At 66.4% G+C, this 11,608-nt stretch carries 10 protein-coding genes; 5 read left to right on the top strand and 5 right to left on the bottom strand.

Annotated elements, in window-relative coordinates:
• Position 1: 1 nt before the first annotated feature.
• Positions 2-976, top strand: coding sequence for a class 1b ribonucleoside-diphosphate reductase subunit beta (gene nrdF / locus K3U96_RS17585; protein ID WP_220690550.1), 975 nt, complete (start codon positions 2-4; stop codon positions 974-976).
• A gap of 48 nt (positions 977-1,024) precedes the next feature.
• Here nrdF and K3U96_RS17580 read toward each other — a convergent pair whose 3' ends face one another.
• The 4 genes from K3U96_RS17580 to K3U96_RS17565 form a co-directional block, all read right to left on the bottom strand.
• Positions 1,025-1,876 carry a SigB/SigF/SigG family RNA polymerase sigma factor gene (locus K3U96_RS17580; RefSeq protein WP_220690549.1) on the bottom strand — a complete coding sequence of 284 codons (852 nt, stop codon included), beginning with the start codon at positions 1,874-1,876 and terminating at the stop codon, positions 1,025-1,027.
• Positions 1,877-2,076: 200 nt separating this feature from the next.
• On the bottom strand, positions 2,077-4,977 hold the full coding sequence (locus K3U96_RS17575; protein WP_230982182.1) for an FAD-binding and (Fe-S)-binding domain-containing protein: 2,901 nt from the start codon (positions 4,975-4,977) through the stop codon (positions 2,077-2,079).
• Positions 4,978-4,994: 17 nt separating this feature from the next.
• Positions 4,995-6,116, bottom strand: a complete 1,122-nt coding sequence (locus K3U96_RS17570) for an enolase C-terminal domain-like protein (protein ID WP_220693570.1) — start codon at positions 6,114-6,116, stop codon at positions 4,995-4,997.
• An 11-nt stretch (positions 6,117-6,127) separates the two neighbouring features.
• Complete coding sequence (locus tag K3U96_RS17565) at positions 6,128-7,921, bottom strand: thiamine pyrophosphate-requiring protein (RefSeq protein ID WP_220690548.1); 1,794 nt, start codon at positions 7,919-7,921, stop codon at positions 6,128-6,130.
• 273 nt (positions 7,922-8,194) lie between these two features.
• On the opposite strand from K3U96_RS17565, the gene K3U96_RS17560 reads away from it, so the two are divergent.
• Positions 8,195-9,223, top strand: coding sequence for an SDR family oxidoreductase (locus K3U96_RS17560; protein ID WP_220690547.1), 1,029 nt, complete (start codon positions 8,195-8,197; stop codon positions 9,221-9,223).
• On the top strand, positions 9,220-9,666 hold the full coding sequence (locus K3U96_RS17555; RefSeq protein WP_220690546.1) for a hypothetical protein: 447 nt from the start codon (positions 9,220-9,222) through the stop codon (positions 9,664-9,666). Before K3U96_RS17560 ends, K3U96_RS17555 begins: the two co-directional genes overlap by 4 nt.
• A 23-nt stretch (positions 9,667-9,689) precedes the next feature.
• Here K3U96_RS17555 and K3U96_RS17550 read toward each other — a convergent pair whose 3' ends face one another.
• Positions 9,690-10,286, bottom strand: a complete 597-nt coding sequence (locus K3U96_RS17550; RefSeq protein WP_220690545.1) for a TetR/AcrR family transcriptional regulator — start codon at positions 10,284-10,286, stop codon at positions 9,690-9,692.
• Between the two features lie 165 nt (positions 10,287-10,451).
• On the opposite strand from K3U96_RS17550, the gene K3U96_RS17545 reads away from it, so the two are divergent.
• The gene (locus K3U96_RS17545; RefSeq protein WP_220690544.1) at positions 10,452-11,381 is read left to right on the top strand and encodes a metal-dependent hydrolase; all 930 of its coding nucleotides are present in this window, start codon (positions 10,452-10,454) and stop codon (positions 11,379-11,381) included.
• Between the two features lie 38 nt (positions 11,382-11,419).
• Positions 11,420-11,608: a ferredoxin gene (locus tag K3U96_RS17540; RefSeq protein ID WP_220690543.1), complete on the top strand. Its 189-nt coding sequence runs from the start codon at positions 11,420-11,422 to the stop codon at positions 11,606-11,608.

Here is an 11,608-nt window from a genome sequence, read left to right as displayed (position 1 = left end):
TGTGAGCGAAGGCGTGAAGCTGATCGATCGGGTTTCGGCGATCAACTGGAACCGCGTGCAAGACGAGAAGGATGCTGAGGTCTGGCACCGGCTGACCGGCAACTTCTGGCTGCCGGAGAAGGTGCCGGTGTCCAACGACATCCCGTCGTGGAACACGCTGACGGCTGCGGAAAAACAGCTCACCATGCGGGTGTTCACCGGCCTGACGCTGCTGGATACCATCCAGGGCACCGTGGGCGCGGTCAGCCTGATCCCCGATGCGATCACCCCGCACGAGGAAGCGGTCTACACCAACATCGCGTTCATGGAGTCGGTGCACGCCAAGAGCTACAGCAACATCTTCTCCACGCTGTGCTCCACGGCCGAGATCGACGACGCGTTCCGCTGGTCGGAGGAGAACCCGAACCTGCAGCGCAAGGCCGAGATCGTCATGCAGTACTACACGGGTGACGAACCGCTCAAGCGCAAGGTGGCCTCCACGCTGCTGGAGAGCTTCCTGTTCTACTCCGGCTTCTATCTGCCGATGTACTGGAGCAGCCGGGCGAAGCTGACCAACACCGCCGACATGATCCGGCTGATCATCCGCGACGAGGCCGTGCACGGTTACTACATCGGCTACAAGTACCAGCGCGGCCTGGCCGGCGAGGACGCCGCCAAGCAGCAGGACCTCAAGGACTACACCTACGAGTTGTTGTTCGAGCTTTATGACAACGAGGTCGAGTACACCCAGGATCTCTACGACGGGGTGGGCCTGACCGAGGACGTCAAGAAGTTCCTTCGCTACAACGCCAACAAGGCGCTGATGAACCTGGGCTACGAGGCGCTGTTCCCGCGCGACGAGACCGACGTCAACCCGGCGATCCTGTCGGCGTTGAGCCCCAACGCCGACGAGAACCACGACTTCTTCTCCGGCTCGGGGTCCAGCTACGTCATCGGCAAGGCCGTCAACACCGAAGACGAGGACTGGGAGTTCTGACCTCAGCGTGCGCGCCGAGACCGCTTCGTAGCGTGGACCTTCGGACGGTCACCGGACGTGACACGCGGCCAATGACGCCGCCGCGATGATCGCCACACCGTCGGTGCACATCCGGATCCGCAGCTGCTCGATCGTCGACCTCAGCAACCGTGATACGTGCACCTGTGAGACGCCAAGGCACTGGGCGATGTCGCGCTGCTTGAGGCAGTCGTAGAACCGCATCCGCAGAACGGCACGCTCTCGATCGGGAAGCTCGCGCAACAGCTCGGCCAGGACCGTGAGGTCTTCGACGCGAGCGAAGCCGGCATCTTCGACACCCTGAACCGAGCTTCGCAGCCGGGGGCGGCCGTCCTCGGTGGGCAGGTCCTCGTTGATGGACAGTGGTCGATAGGCCCGCCGCGCTTCCTCGCTTTGGCGGATCTCGTCGGGTGTGACACCGAGTTCACTGGCCAGGTCCTGCACGGTCGGCATGCGACCGTTGCGCTGCGCCAGATCATCGACGGCTGCACGGACGGCAAGCGTCGACTCCTGGTAGCGGCGTGGCACATGCACACCCCAGGTGTTGTCGCGGAAGTGTCTGCGGATCTCCCCGAGCACTGTGGGCACCGCGAAGGATACGAAGCGGCCCTTGTTGCGGTCGTACCGGTGAACGGCCTTCACCAGCGCCAGCCGCGCCACTTGAAGCAGATCCTCCCGGGATTCGCCGCGGTTGACGAACCGGTAGGCGATGTGGTCTGCCAGTGGCAGGGCCTTCTCGATGATCTTTCGGCGCCAGTAGCTCCTGTCGTCTTCGGTCTGCGCCTCTTCCAGATGCGCGTACAACCCCTCGACCTCGATGTAGTCATCGGTCTCGTCGGGCGGGGCGGCAGCGTGGCCAACGGATGACTCGATCGTGGTCATGAGGCCGACAACCTCCCGGCCGGGAGGCTCATAAGTCGATTCACTTCGTATCCTCACATCGCTCTTGTCCGGCCCGAACAGGGCGGTACAGACCGGTCTGTACCGTGGTTAGCCGGACAGCGGGCGTCCAAACCGATACAACCCAAGAACTTGCTGATGGTTCCGCCCGGCGCGAGCGATATTCGAGGCGACGGCGGACGCTAACGCAGCGCGGCCGCCAGCGCCTGCACTGTATGGACGGCCCGGCGGCCGGACAACTGAGCGATCTGCGTACGGCAACTGAACCCGTCGGCCAGTACGAGGGTGTCCGCGCCGGCGCCCCGCACGGCGGGCAGCAGTTTGTATTCGGCGCAGGCGACGGACACGTCGTAATGGCCGCGTTCGAACCCGAAATTTCCGGCTAGCCCGCAACATCCGGCGTCGAGCACCCGCGCGGACACCCCGGCGGACTCCAGCAGGTCTTTCTCGTCGGTGAAATGCAGGACCGCGTGCTGATGGCAGTGCGGCTGAACGATGGCCTCCGCCGGATGCTGCGGCGGTGACCACTCCGGTGCCAGCTTGGCCAACGCCTCACCGATCGTGTAGGTCTGGTGGGCCAGCCGGTGGGCATCCTCGTCCCCGTACAGCAGGTTGGTCAGGTCCGAACGGAACACCGCGGCACAGCTGGGCTCCAGCACAACCACCGGGGTGCCCGACCGCAGCGCAGGGCGCAGGATCCTCAGCGTCCGGTGCAGCACCTTCTTGGCGACACCGAGCTGGCCGGTCGAGATCCACGTCAGGCCACAGCACACCGCAGGTTTGGGCACCTCGACCTCGAAGCCCGCGGCCGCCAGCACGGTTACTGCGTCACGGGCGATGTGGGTGTCGAAATTGTTGGTGAAGGTGTCGGGCCACAGCACGACCTTTCCCCGCCGCGCCGACGTCGACTTCGGTTGGCTGCTGTGGAACTCGGACGAGAACCGCTGGGACGCCAACGTCGGGATGTCGCGCTGCTCGGCGATCCCGCCCACTTTCTTCAGCAGCGTGGAAACCCCCGCGGTGTGCGCCGCGGCGTTCAGCGGCCCTGGCATCACCGCGGCCACGCGCGCCAACAACGGCAGCCAGCCCATCGAGTAGTGCGCCATCGGCCGCAGCCGGTGCCGGTAGTGATGGTGCAGGAACTCGGCTTTATAGGTGGCCATGTCCACGTTGACGGGGCAATCGCTCAGACAGCCCTTGCAGGCCAGGCACAGATCCAACGCGTCCCGTACCTCGGTGGATCGCCAGCCGTCGGTGATGACCTCGCCTTGCAGCATTTCGAACAACAAGCGGGACCGGCCGCGCGTGGAGTGCTCCTCCTCACCGGTGGCGCGGTAGCTGGGACACATGACCCCGTCCTCCTCGCCCCGGCACTTCCCAACGCCGACACAACGATTGGCCGCCTTGCTGAACCGGTGGTTCTCCTCGGGGTAGGAAAACGCGGTCCTGGGCTCCAACGGCAGATACGACGTGCCGAGGCGGAGATTGTCGGTGACTCGGAACGGGTGGACCACCTTGCCCGGATTCATCCGGTTGCCGGGGTCGAACAACGCCTTGGTCTCCTCGAAGGCGCGAACCACCCTCTCGCCGAACATGATCGGAAGAAACTCCGCCCGAGACTGGCCGTCGCCGTGCTCACCGGACAGTGACCCGCCGTAGTCGACCACGAGTCGCGCGGCGTCCTCGACGAAGTGCCGATAGCGGTCGATGCCCTCGGCGGTGCGCAGGTCGAACGGAATGCGGGTATGCACACAGCCCTGGCCGAAGTGGCCGTACAGCGACGCGGAACCGTAGCCGTAATGTTCCAGCAGCTTGTGGAAGTCACGCAGATAGTCGCCGAGCCGATCCGGTGGTACGGCGGCGTCCTCCCACCCTTCGTGGGTGTCCGGGCCATCCGGCGGATACGCGGTGGCGCCGAGACCGGCTTCGCGGGCGGCCCAGACCTCGTTCTTGCGGACCGGGTCGTCGAACACTTTGGAAGAGATCGACGCGGTCTTCTCCAGATGCCGGATCATCTCCTGGGCTTTGCGGTCGGCATCGTCCTGGTCGTCGCCGTTGATCTGGATCATCAACCACGCGTTACCTTCAGGGAGATCGCGTAGCGCCTTCTCGGCGAGCCGGCGGCTGTGTTCGAGCGAGATCAGCCGGTCATCGATGCCCTCGAGGGCCGCCGGTTGGTGTTCGAGCACGGCGGGCACCGCGTCGGCCGCGGCGGCGATGTCATCGAAGCCCAGAATCGCAAGGGTGCTCGCGGCGGGAACGGGTACCAGATCCACTTCGGCGCGAAGCACGGTCACAAGGGTGCTCTCGCTGCCCACCAACGCCTTGGCGAGATGAAAACCGTTCTCCGGCAACAGCGAATCCAAGTTGTATCCGGACACCCGGCGGGGAATGTGCGGGTAGTTGGTGCGGATGTCGTCTGCGTAGCGGGCGACGATGTCGCGCAGGCCGCGGTAGATCGCGGCCCGTCGGCCGCCCTCGGACTCGATCCGGCCCAGTTCGGCGTCGTCGGCCGCACCGACCCACAGACGCAGACCGTCGTAGGTGAGGATCTCCAGTCGCCGGATGGAATCGACCATTTTCCCGTAGGCCTGCGCCGTCGATCCACATGAGTTGTTGCCGATCATCCCGCCGATCGTGCAGCTGACATGGGTCGAGGGTTTCGGGCCCACCATCAGGCCGTGCGGCTTCAACTGGCCGTTCATCTGGTCTAGCTTGATGCCCGGTTCGACGATCGCGGTGGCCGCCTCGGTGTCGACCGAGACGATCCGCGTGCAGTACTTGCTCCAGTCGAGAACGACCGCGGCATTGCAGCACTGGCCGGCCAGGCTGGTTCCGCCACCGCGGGACAGCACGGGAACGTCGTACTCGCGACACACCGCGACGGCTTCCTCGGCGCCCTCCGGTGTGGCGGGCACCACCACGCCGATCGGGATCTGACGGTAGTTGGACGCATCGGTTGAATACGCGGCGCGTGAACCGGGGTCGAACCGCACCTCTCCGCACACCCGCTTCGCCAGGTCGTTGGACAACGACTCGAACAGGGTCGGTGTGTGGCCGTGCGGCCGTTGCAGTGAAGTCACCTGAATTCCTTTGGCAATCAGTGGGTTCGGAACTGCTCGACGGCGGGGACACGGAGCTCGAGGCCGTGTCCTGGCGCCTCGGTGTCGGGGCGTAACGCGCCGCCGACGGGATCGCGCGCTCCGTCGAAGATCATTTGTTCGATCCGGACGTGGTCGTGAAACCATTCCAGATGACGAAGGTTCGGCGTGGCCGCGGCAACGTGCATGTGCAGATACGGGGCGCAATGTCCGGACACTTCGAGCCCGTACGCCGCCGCCACCGCGGCGGCCCGCAGCCATTCGGTCAGCCCACCGCACCGCGTCGCGTCGATCTGCAGGCAGTCCACCGCCCGCGCCTCGCACATGCGACGGAAGTAATACAGGTCGTAGCCGTACTCGCCGGCGGCCACATCCGCATCGACGGCGTCGCGCACGGCGCGCAAACCGTCGAGGTCGTCGGAGGACACCGGCTCCTCAAACCAGCGCACGTCGAACTCCGCGGCCGCACGCATCACCCGGACGGCCTGTTTACGTCCGTATCCGCCGTTGGCGTCGACGTAGAGTTCTGTGGCATCGCCCACCGTCTCGCGCGCCATGCCCATCCGGGCCAGGTCCCGTTCCGTGCGCCTGCCCCACGATTCGCCGATCTTGATTTTTACGCGGGGTATGCCGAGCCGGGTCCACCGCGTGAGCTGAGCACGCAGTTGCTCGTCGTCGTAGCTGGTGAAGCCGCCGCTGCCGTAGACGGCCACCTCGTCGCGTACCGCGCCGAGCAGGCGGTACAGCGGTACCCGCAGCATCCGCGCCTTGAGGTCCCACAACGCGACGTCGACCGCCGAGATCGCCTGCCCGGCAACGCCGTCCCGGCCGATATTGCGGATCGCCGCGACCATCGCGGTGAAGCACGACCCGATGTCGAGTGCCGGGCGCCCGACCACGATGTCGGCGAGCTTGCGCGTGACCAAGTCGGCCACCACGCTGGCACCGTAGGTCCAGCCGATACCGCAGCAGCCGCCGGCCCTGGCCTCGACGAGGATCAACGTGGTCGAGTCCCAACTCAGGGTGCCATCCGCCTCCGGCGTGTCGGTGGGAATGGTGTAGGCCGCCGCGCTCACCGACTCCACCGGGGCGCCCTCGACGCTCGCCCGGTCCGCGGTCATCGGCATCGACGTCAGCTGTTCTTGTGCGGCAAGAACTCTTGCGCCTTGGTCTTGACACCCTCGACGATGAAACCCCAGCGATTCTCGTCGCCCTTCAGCACCGCCGCCGCTGCGGCCTTGGCCTGATCCCACTCCGCGTGCGGCGGAATCGGCGGCATGTCCGGGTCGGTGAACACGTCGAGAACGGTCGGACGGTCCGCGGACAGCGCATCGCGCCACGCATCGTGCAGCTCCTCGGGATCCTTTATCGCCATCGCGTTCAAACCCAGCCCGGCGGCAAACGCCGCGTAGTCCACATCCGGAAGTGACTGGGACTCCACGAACTTCGGTGCGCCGGCCATCGCGCGCATCTCCCACGTCACCTGGTTCAGGTCGTTGTTGTGAAGGATCGCGATGATCAGTCGCGGGTCGCTCCACTCGTGCCAGAACCGTTTGACGGTGATCAGTTCGGCCAGGCCGTTCATCTGCATGGCGCCGTCGCCCTCGAACACGATCACGGGGCGGCCGGGGGCGGCGAACTTGGCGCCGATGCCGTAGGGCACCCCGGGCCCCATCGTCGCGAGCGTGCCCGACAGCGACCCGCGGATGTCATCACGGAAACGCAGCTGCCGGGCATACCAGTTGGCCGCGGAGCCGGAATCGGCGGCCACGATCGCATTACCCGGCAGCTGCGGGGACAGCTCGGCGAAGAGCCGCAACGGGTTGATCGGGTGGGCCGACACCATGGCCTCCATGTGCATGGTCTCCCACCACCGCGCCACCGTCGACTCGATCGTTTCCCGCCAGGACCGGTCCTGTTTGCGCTGCAGATGCGGAATCAGCGCGCGCAACGCGACTTTGGCGTCGGCCACCACGTTGACCTCATAGGGGTAGCGCATGCCGATCATCTTCGGGTTGATGTCGATCTGGACGGCGCGGGCCTGGTCGAACTGCGGTAGGAACTGCGTGTAGGGGAAGCTCGAGCCGACGGTCAGCAGCGTGTCGCAGTCGCGCATCAACTCGTACGACGGCCGTGTGCCCAGCAGCCCGATCGAACCGGTGACCCAAGGTAATTCGTCGGAGAGCACATCCTTACCCAGCAGCGCTTTCGCCGCGCCCGCGCCCAGCAGGTCGGCGACCTCGGCGAGCTCTTCGTGCGCTCCGCGCGCACCGGCGCCGACGAGAATCGCCACCTTCTCGCCCGCGTTGAGCACCTCGGCCGCGCGCGCGATCGCCGCGTCGTCGGGCGCAGGTGTCGGCCAGTCGATTCCGAGGCTCGACGGCACCATCTTGAACGCGTGCTGGGGCGGTGAGTACTCGAGCTCTTGAACGTCGGACGGGATGATCACCGCGGTGGGGGCACGTTCGCTGAGCGCGACGCGGATGGCGCGGTCGAGCACGTTGGGCAGCTGTTCGGGCACCGTCACCATCTGGACGTACTCGCTGGCGACGTCCTTGTAGAGGCTGAGCAGGTCGACTTCCTGCTGGTAGGAGCCGCCCATCGCGCTGCGGTTGGTCTGGCCGACGATCGCCACCACCGGGACATGGTCGAGCTTCGCGTCGTACAACCCGTTGAGCAGGTGGATGGCACCCGGGCCCGACGTCGCCATACAGACCCCCACCTTGTCACCGAACTTCGCGTACCCGACGGCTTCGAACGCGCTCATCTCCTCATGCCTGGACTGGATGAACTGCGGTTTGTTGTCGGCGCGGCCGAACGCTGCCAGGATTCCGTTGATCCCGTCACCGGGGTATCCGAAGACATGCTCGACGTCCCACGCCCGCAGCCGTTCGAGCAGGAAATCGGCGACGTTCTGGCTGGACATGAAAGTCTCCCTTCGATTCGCGGCATGTCGCATCGGCCGGTGCCCGCGACAACCTCGCGAACCCGGGTGGCGGTATACGAGCGCGGCGGGTACGCGGCCTACCCGAGCGTCGTACCCGTTCACCGCGCGCTCATACGTGACGATCCCTGTGCATTGGCTGGGAGTCGACGCTCACTCGGGGGACGGGCAACAGCGGCTGTCTTCCACGTATCACAGCGCCCTCGCTGGGTAGTCGTGGAGAACGAACCATCGAGGGAACACAGGAGTTTCGACATGACGAACGCGAGCTCGACTGTGGTGGTGACGGGCGCGAGCGCGGGCATCGGCCGGGCCGTCGCGAGGGCCTTCGGAGCCACCGGAGCGCGCGTCGCGCTGATCGCACGGGGGCGTGCCGGGCTGGAGGCGGCGGCCGCCGACGTCCAGAAAGCGGGCGGCGTCGCGCTGGCCGTGCCGGTCGATGTGGCCGACGCCAACGAACTGGATGCCGCCGCGGACCGGATCGAGGACACGTTCGGTCCCATCGACGTGTGGGTGAACGGCGCATTCGCCACGATTTTCGCGCCGTTCGACCAGATCACGCCGGAGGAGTTCCGACGGGCCACCGACGTGACCTATCTCGGTTTCGTGTACGGCACGATGGCCGCGCTCAAGCGGATGAAACCCCGCAACCGCGGCACCATCATCCAGGTCGGCTCCGCGCTGGGAATGCGGTCGATCCCGTTACAGTCGGCGTACTGCGGCGCCAAACACGCGATCAACGGGTTCACCGAATCGTTGCGCACCGAGTTGATGCACGACCACAGCAAGGTCAACGTCACCGTCGTGCAGATGCCGGGAGTCAACACCCCGCAGTTCTCCTGGGTGCGGTCGAAACTGTCGGGACACCCGCAGCCGGTGGCGCCGGTGTACCAGCCGGAGATCCCGGCCAGGGCGGTGGTGTACGCCGCCAAACACCCCAAGCACAAGCAATATTGGGTGGGTACCAGCACGGTGCTGACGCTGATCGGCCAGCGGATGGTGCCCGCGCTGCTCGACCGGTACCTGGCCCGCACCGGCTTCTCCTCGCAGCAGACCGACGACACGATCGACGGTCGCCCGGGCAACCTGTTCGAACCACTCGACGGCGAAACCGGCACCGATCATGGGGCCCACGGCGTGTTCGACGCCAAAGCGCACGCCCACAGCCCGGAGTGGTGGCTGCGAAGCCACGCGCGCCCGCTGGCGGCGGCGGCGGTCGCGGGCTCCGTCGGGGCGGCCGCCGGCCGCACCCTGCGGGACCGGCGCGGAGCGCGCGAGCGATGACCCAGATGGCGATGGTGCGTGCGGCCTACGGGGTGGCGCTGCTGACCGCTCCGGAAGCGTTTCACGGGCGGCCCGACATCGAGCGGCTGACCACCGCCACCAGGCGGTCGATGCGCGTTCTCGGGGCACGGCAACTGTTCGAGGCGGCGGTGTGCGGCGTCGAACCCTCCAGGTGCCTGCTGCGAATGGAGGCGGTGGTCGATGTGATCCACGCCGGAACGATGATGGTCGTCGCCGCCGTGACGGATCACGCGAGCACCCGTCGCGCCGCGGCGCTCAACGTGGCGGCGGCAGCGGTCTTCGTCGGGGCGGATGCGCTGGCCGCGCAGCGGTTTCGCGCGGATCGCTCCGGTCCCGCCAGTGCGAACACGTTGCTGCTCACGCGGGACCGGGTCGCCGAGTGGTTCTGTCGCGCACTGCCTTATCCGGTGGGGACCAGATGACCGGATCCATCGCCGAGGCGCGCTCAGGCGCTGCGGCCCCGTCCGTCGACGGTGTGTTCCTCGATGAGGCGGGCCGCGATGCGTTTGGCCCGCCGAGCGGAGTCGACGTCGCCCTCGGCAGCGCCGACGATGCTTCCCTTCAGCAGAATGTTCAGGGACCAGGCCAGATCCTTGGGGTCGCGCAGGCCGGCCTGTTCGGCGCGGTCCCGAAGGATGTCCCGGATCGCGTCGAGGTGGCCGATGCAGGCCTTTCCGACCCGACCCTGGGCGCCGACCTCGAACAGGACTTTGACAAAGGAGCAGGCTTCGTAGTCCGAGCGGCGGTGGAACCATTCGTCGAGACCGTCGAACACCGCCAGCAGTTGCTCCTTCGGATCGTCGGTGCGCTCGCGGGGTTTTCGATCGATGAGTTCGCCCGTCCACATCTCGGCCCGCCGCTCCAGGAAGGCCAGCACCAGATCGTCTTTGGAGGGGAAGTGGCGGTAGAGGGTGGCTTTCGCGACGCCCGCCGTGGCCACGACCTCGTCGACACCGACGTCGCCGATCCCGCGGCGGGTGAACAGTTCGTAGCTGGTGCTGATGAGCCGCTCGCGGGCGCTGGGTCCGTCATTGTTCGCCATGTCGGCTCACTTTCTCAGCACCGGCTGGGCTCGGGGGTTTAGAGACAGAGCGGTCTGTCTACAGATGATGCATGGGCGCGGTCGTGTCGAACAAGGAAACCAGAACGCGCGGTGTTCCCCCGTGGTCCACCCGGGGCGCCCGATGTACGAGGCGGGAGTGTGGCGATGCCTGAAGTGGAACTGCATCACGACGGACACCCGGCGTTTCGGCGCCAGGTGCGTTTCGACTGGACCAACCTGCCGGTGCACTGGGTGCCGGGCAACCCGTTCTGCACCCACATGATCAATGTGCTGCACCTGCTGCTGCCCGAGGGTGAACGCCATTTCATCAAAGCGGTGCTGGAGGCCTCCTCACTGGTCGACGATCCGGAACTGGAGGCGGCCATCAAGCCGTTCATCCAACAGGAGTCCTGGCATGCATGGGCGCACCAGGTCGTATTGGACCGGTTGGCCGAGCAGGGCATCGACACCGCTGCCTACACCGAACGGCTGGGCCGAACGTTGTCGCTGACGCTGGGGGACCCGCCGAGATACTTCCCGGCACCGTTGAAGCGCTGGTGGCTGTATCGCCGCTTGGCCGACGTGGCATCCCTGGAACACTTCACCGCCGTGTTGGGCCAGTGGGTGCTGCAGAACAAGGGGCTCGAACGCGCCGGTGCGCACCCGGAGATGCTCGATCTGCTGCGCTGGCACGGCGCCGAGGAGGTCGAGCACCGCTCGCTGGTGTTCGACGTCTACCAAAACGTATGCGGAAGTTACTGGATCAGAGCGTTTTCGATGTTGATGACCGCGCCGCTGTTTGTCGCGTGGTGGATCGCCGGTGCGCGCTACCTGATGGACCACGACGCATCGATCGATACGAAATGGCGCTGGCGAGACTGGCGTCGGGCCGCCCGCCAGGATCTGTTGCCCGACCCGTGGAACTTCTTGGTGACGGTTCCGCTGAGATACATGCGCCCCAGCCACCACCCCGGCCCCGAGGCGGACACCCAGATGGCGCTGGACTACCTGGCGTATTCGCCGGCGGCCCGCGACGCCCGTGAGCGCGCCGCAGCACACGAACGGTCAGCCGTCGTACAGGCGGCCCACAGCTAGTTGGGATACGACAAGCGGCCACGGCAGTAGGAGCGGCGATGAAGGTTCTGGTGGATCTCGACACCTGCGACGGCAACGGCGTCTGCATGAGCATTTGCCGCGAGGTGTTCGACGTACGAGAAGACGGCCTGCACCTCCTTCAGGAGCAGCCAGGCGAGGAACTGCGCACCAAACTGGTTGGTGCGCAGGTGTCCTGCCCCACCGGCGCGATCACCGTGAAGGACTGA

The organism is Mycolicibacterium holsaticum DSM 44478 = JCM 12374, from assembly GCF_019645835.1.
In the GTDB taxonomy this organism is placed as follows: Bacteria; Actinomycetota; Actinomycetes; order Mycobacteriales; family Mycobacteriaceae; genus Mycobacterium; species Mycobacterium holsaticum.
Note: the sequence above shows the minus strand (reverse complement) of the source record. Positions and strands in the feature narration are given on the sequence as shown.

Coding starts and splice junctions, on each gene's coding strand:
- K3U96_RS17580 (WP_220690549.1), bottom strand. CDS start 1,876: ATGACCACGATCGAGTCATCCGTTGGCCACGCTGCCGCCCCGCCCGAC.
- K3U96_RS17540 (WP_220690543.1), top strand. CDS start 11,420: ATGAAGGTTCTGGTGGATCTCGACACCTGCGACGGCAACGGCGTCTGC.
- K3U96_RS17555 (WP_220690546.1), top strand. CDS start 9,220: ATGACCCAGATGGCGATGGTGCGTGCGGCCTACGGGGTGGCGCTGCTG.
- K3U96_RS17545 (WP_220690544.1), top strand. CDS start 10,452: ATGCCTGAAGTGGAACTGCATCACGACGGACACCCGGCGTTTCGGCGC.
- K3U96_RS17550 (WP_220690545.1), bottom strand. CDS start 10,286: ATGGCGAACAATGACGGACCCAGCGCCCGCGAGCGGCTCATCAGCACC.
- K3U96_RS17560 (WP_220690547.1), top strand. CDS start 8,195: ATGACGAACGCGAGCTCGACTGTGGTGGTGACGGGCGCGAGCGCGGGC.
- K3U96_RS17570 (WP_220693570.1), bottom strand. CDS start 6,116: ATGACCGCGGACCGGGCGAGCGTCGAGGGCGCCCCGGTGGAGTCGGTG.
- K3U96_RS17565 (WP_220690548.1), bottom strand. CDS start 7,921: ATGTCCAGCCAGAACGTCGCCGATTTCCTGCTCGAACGGCTGCGGGCG.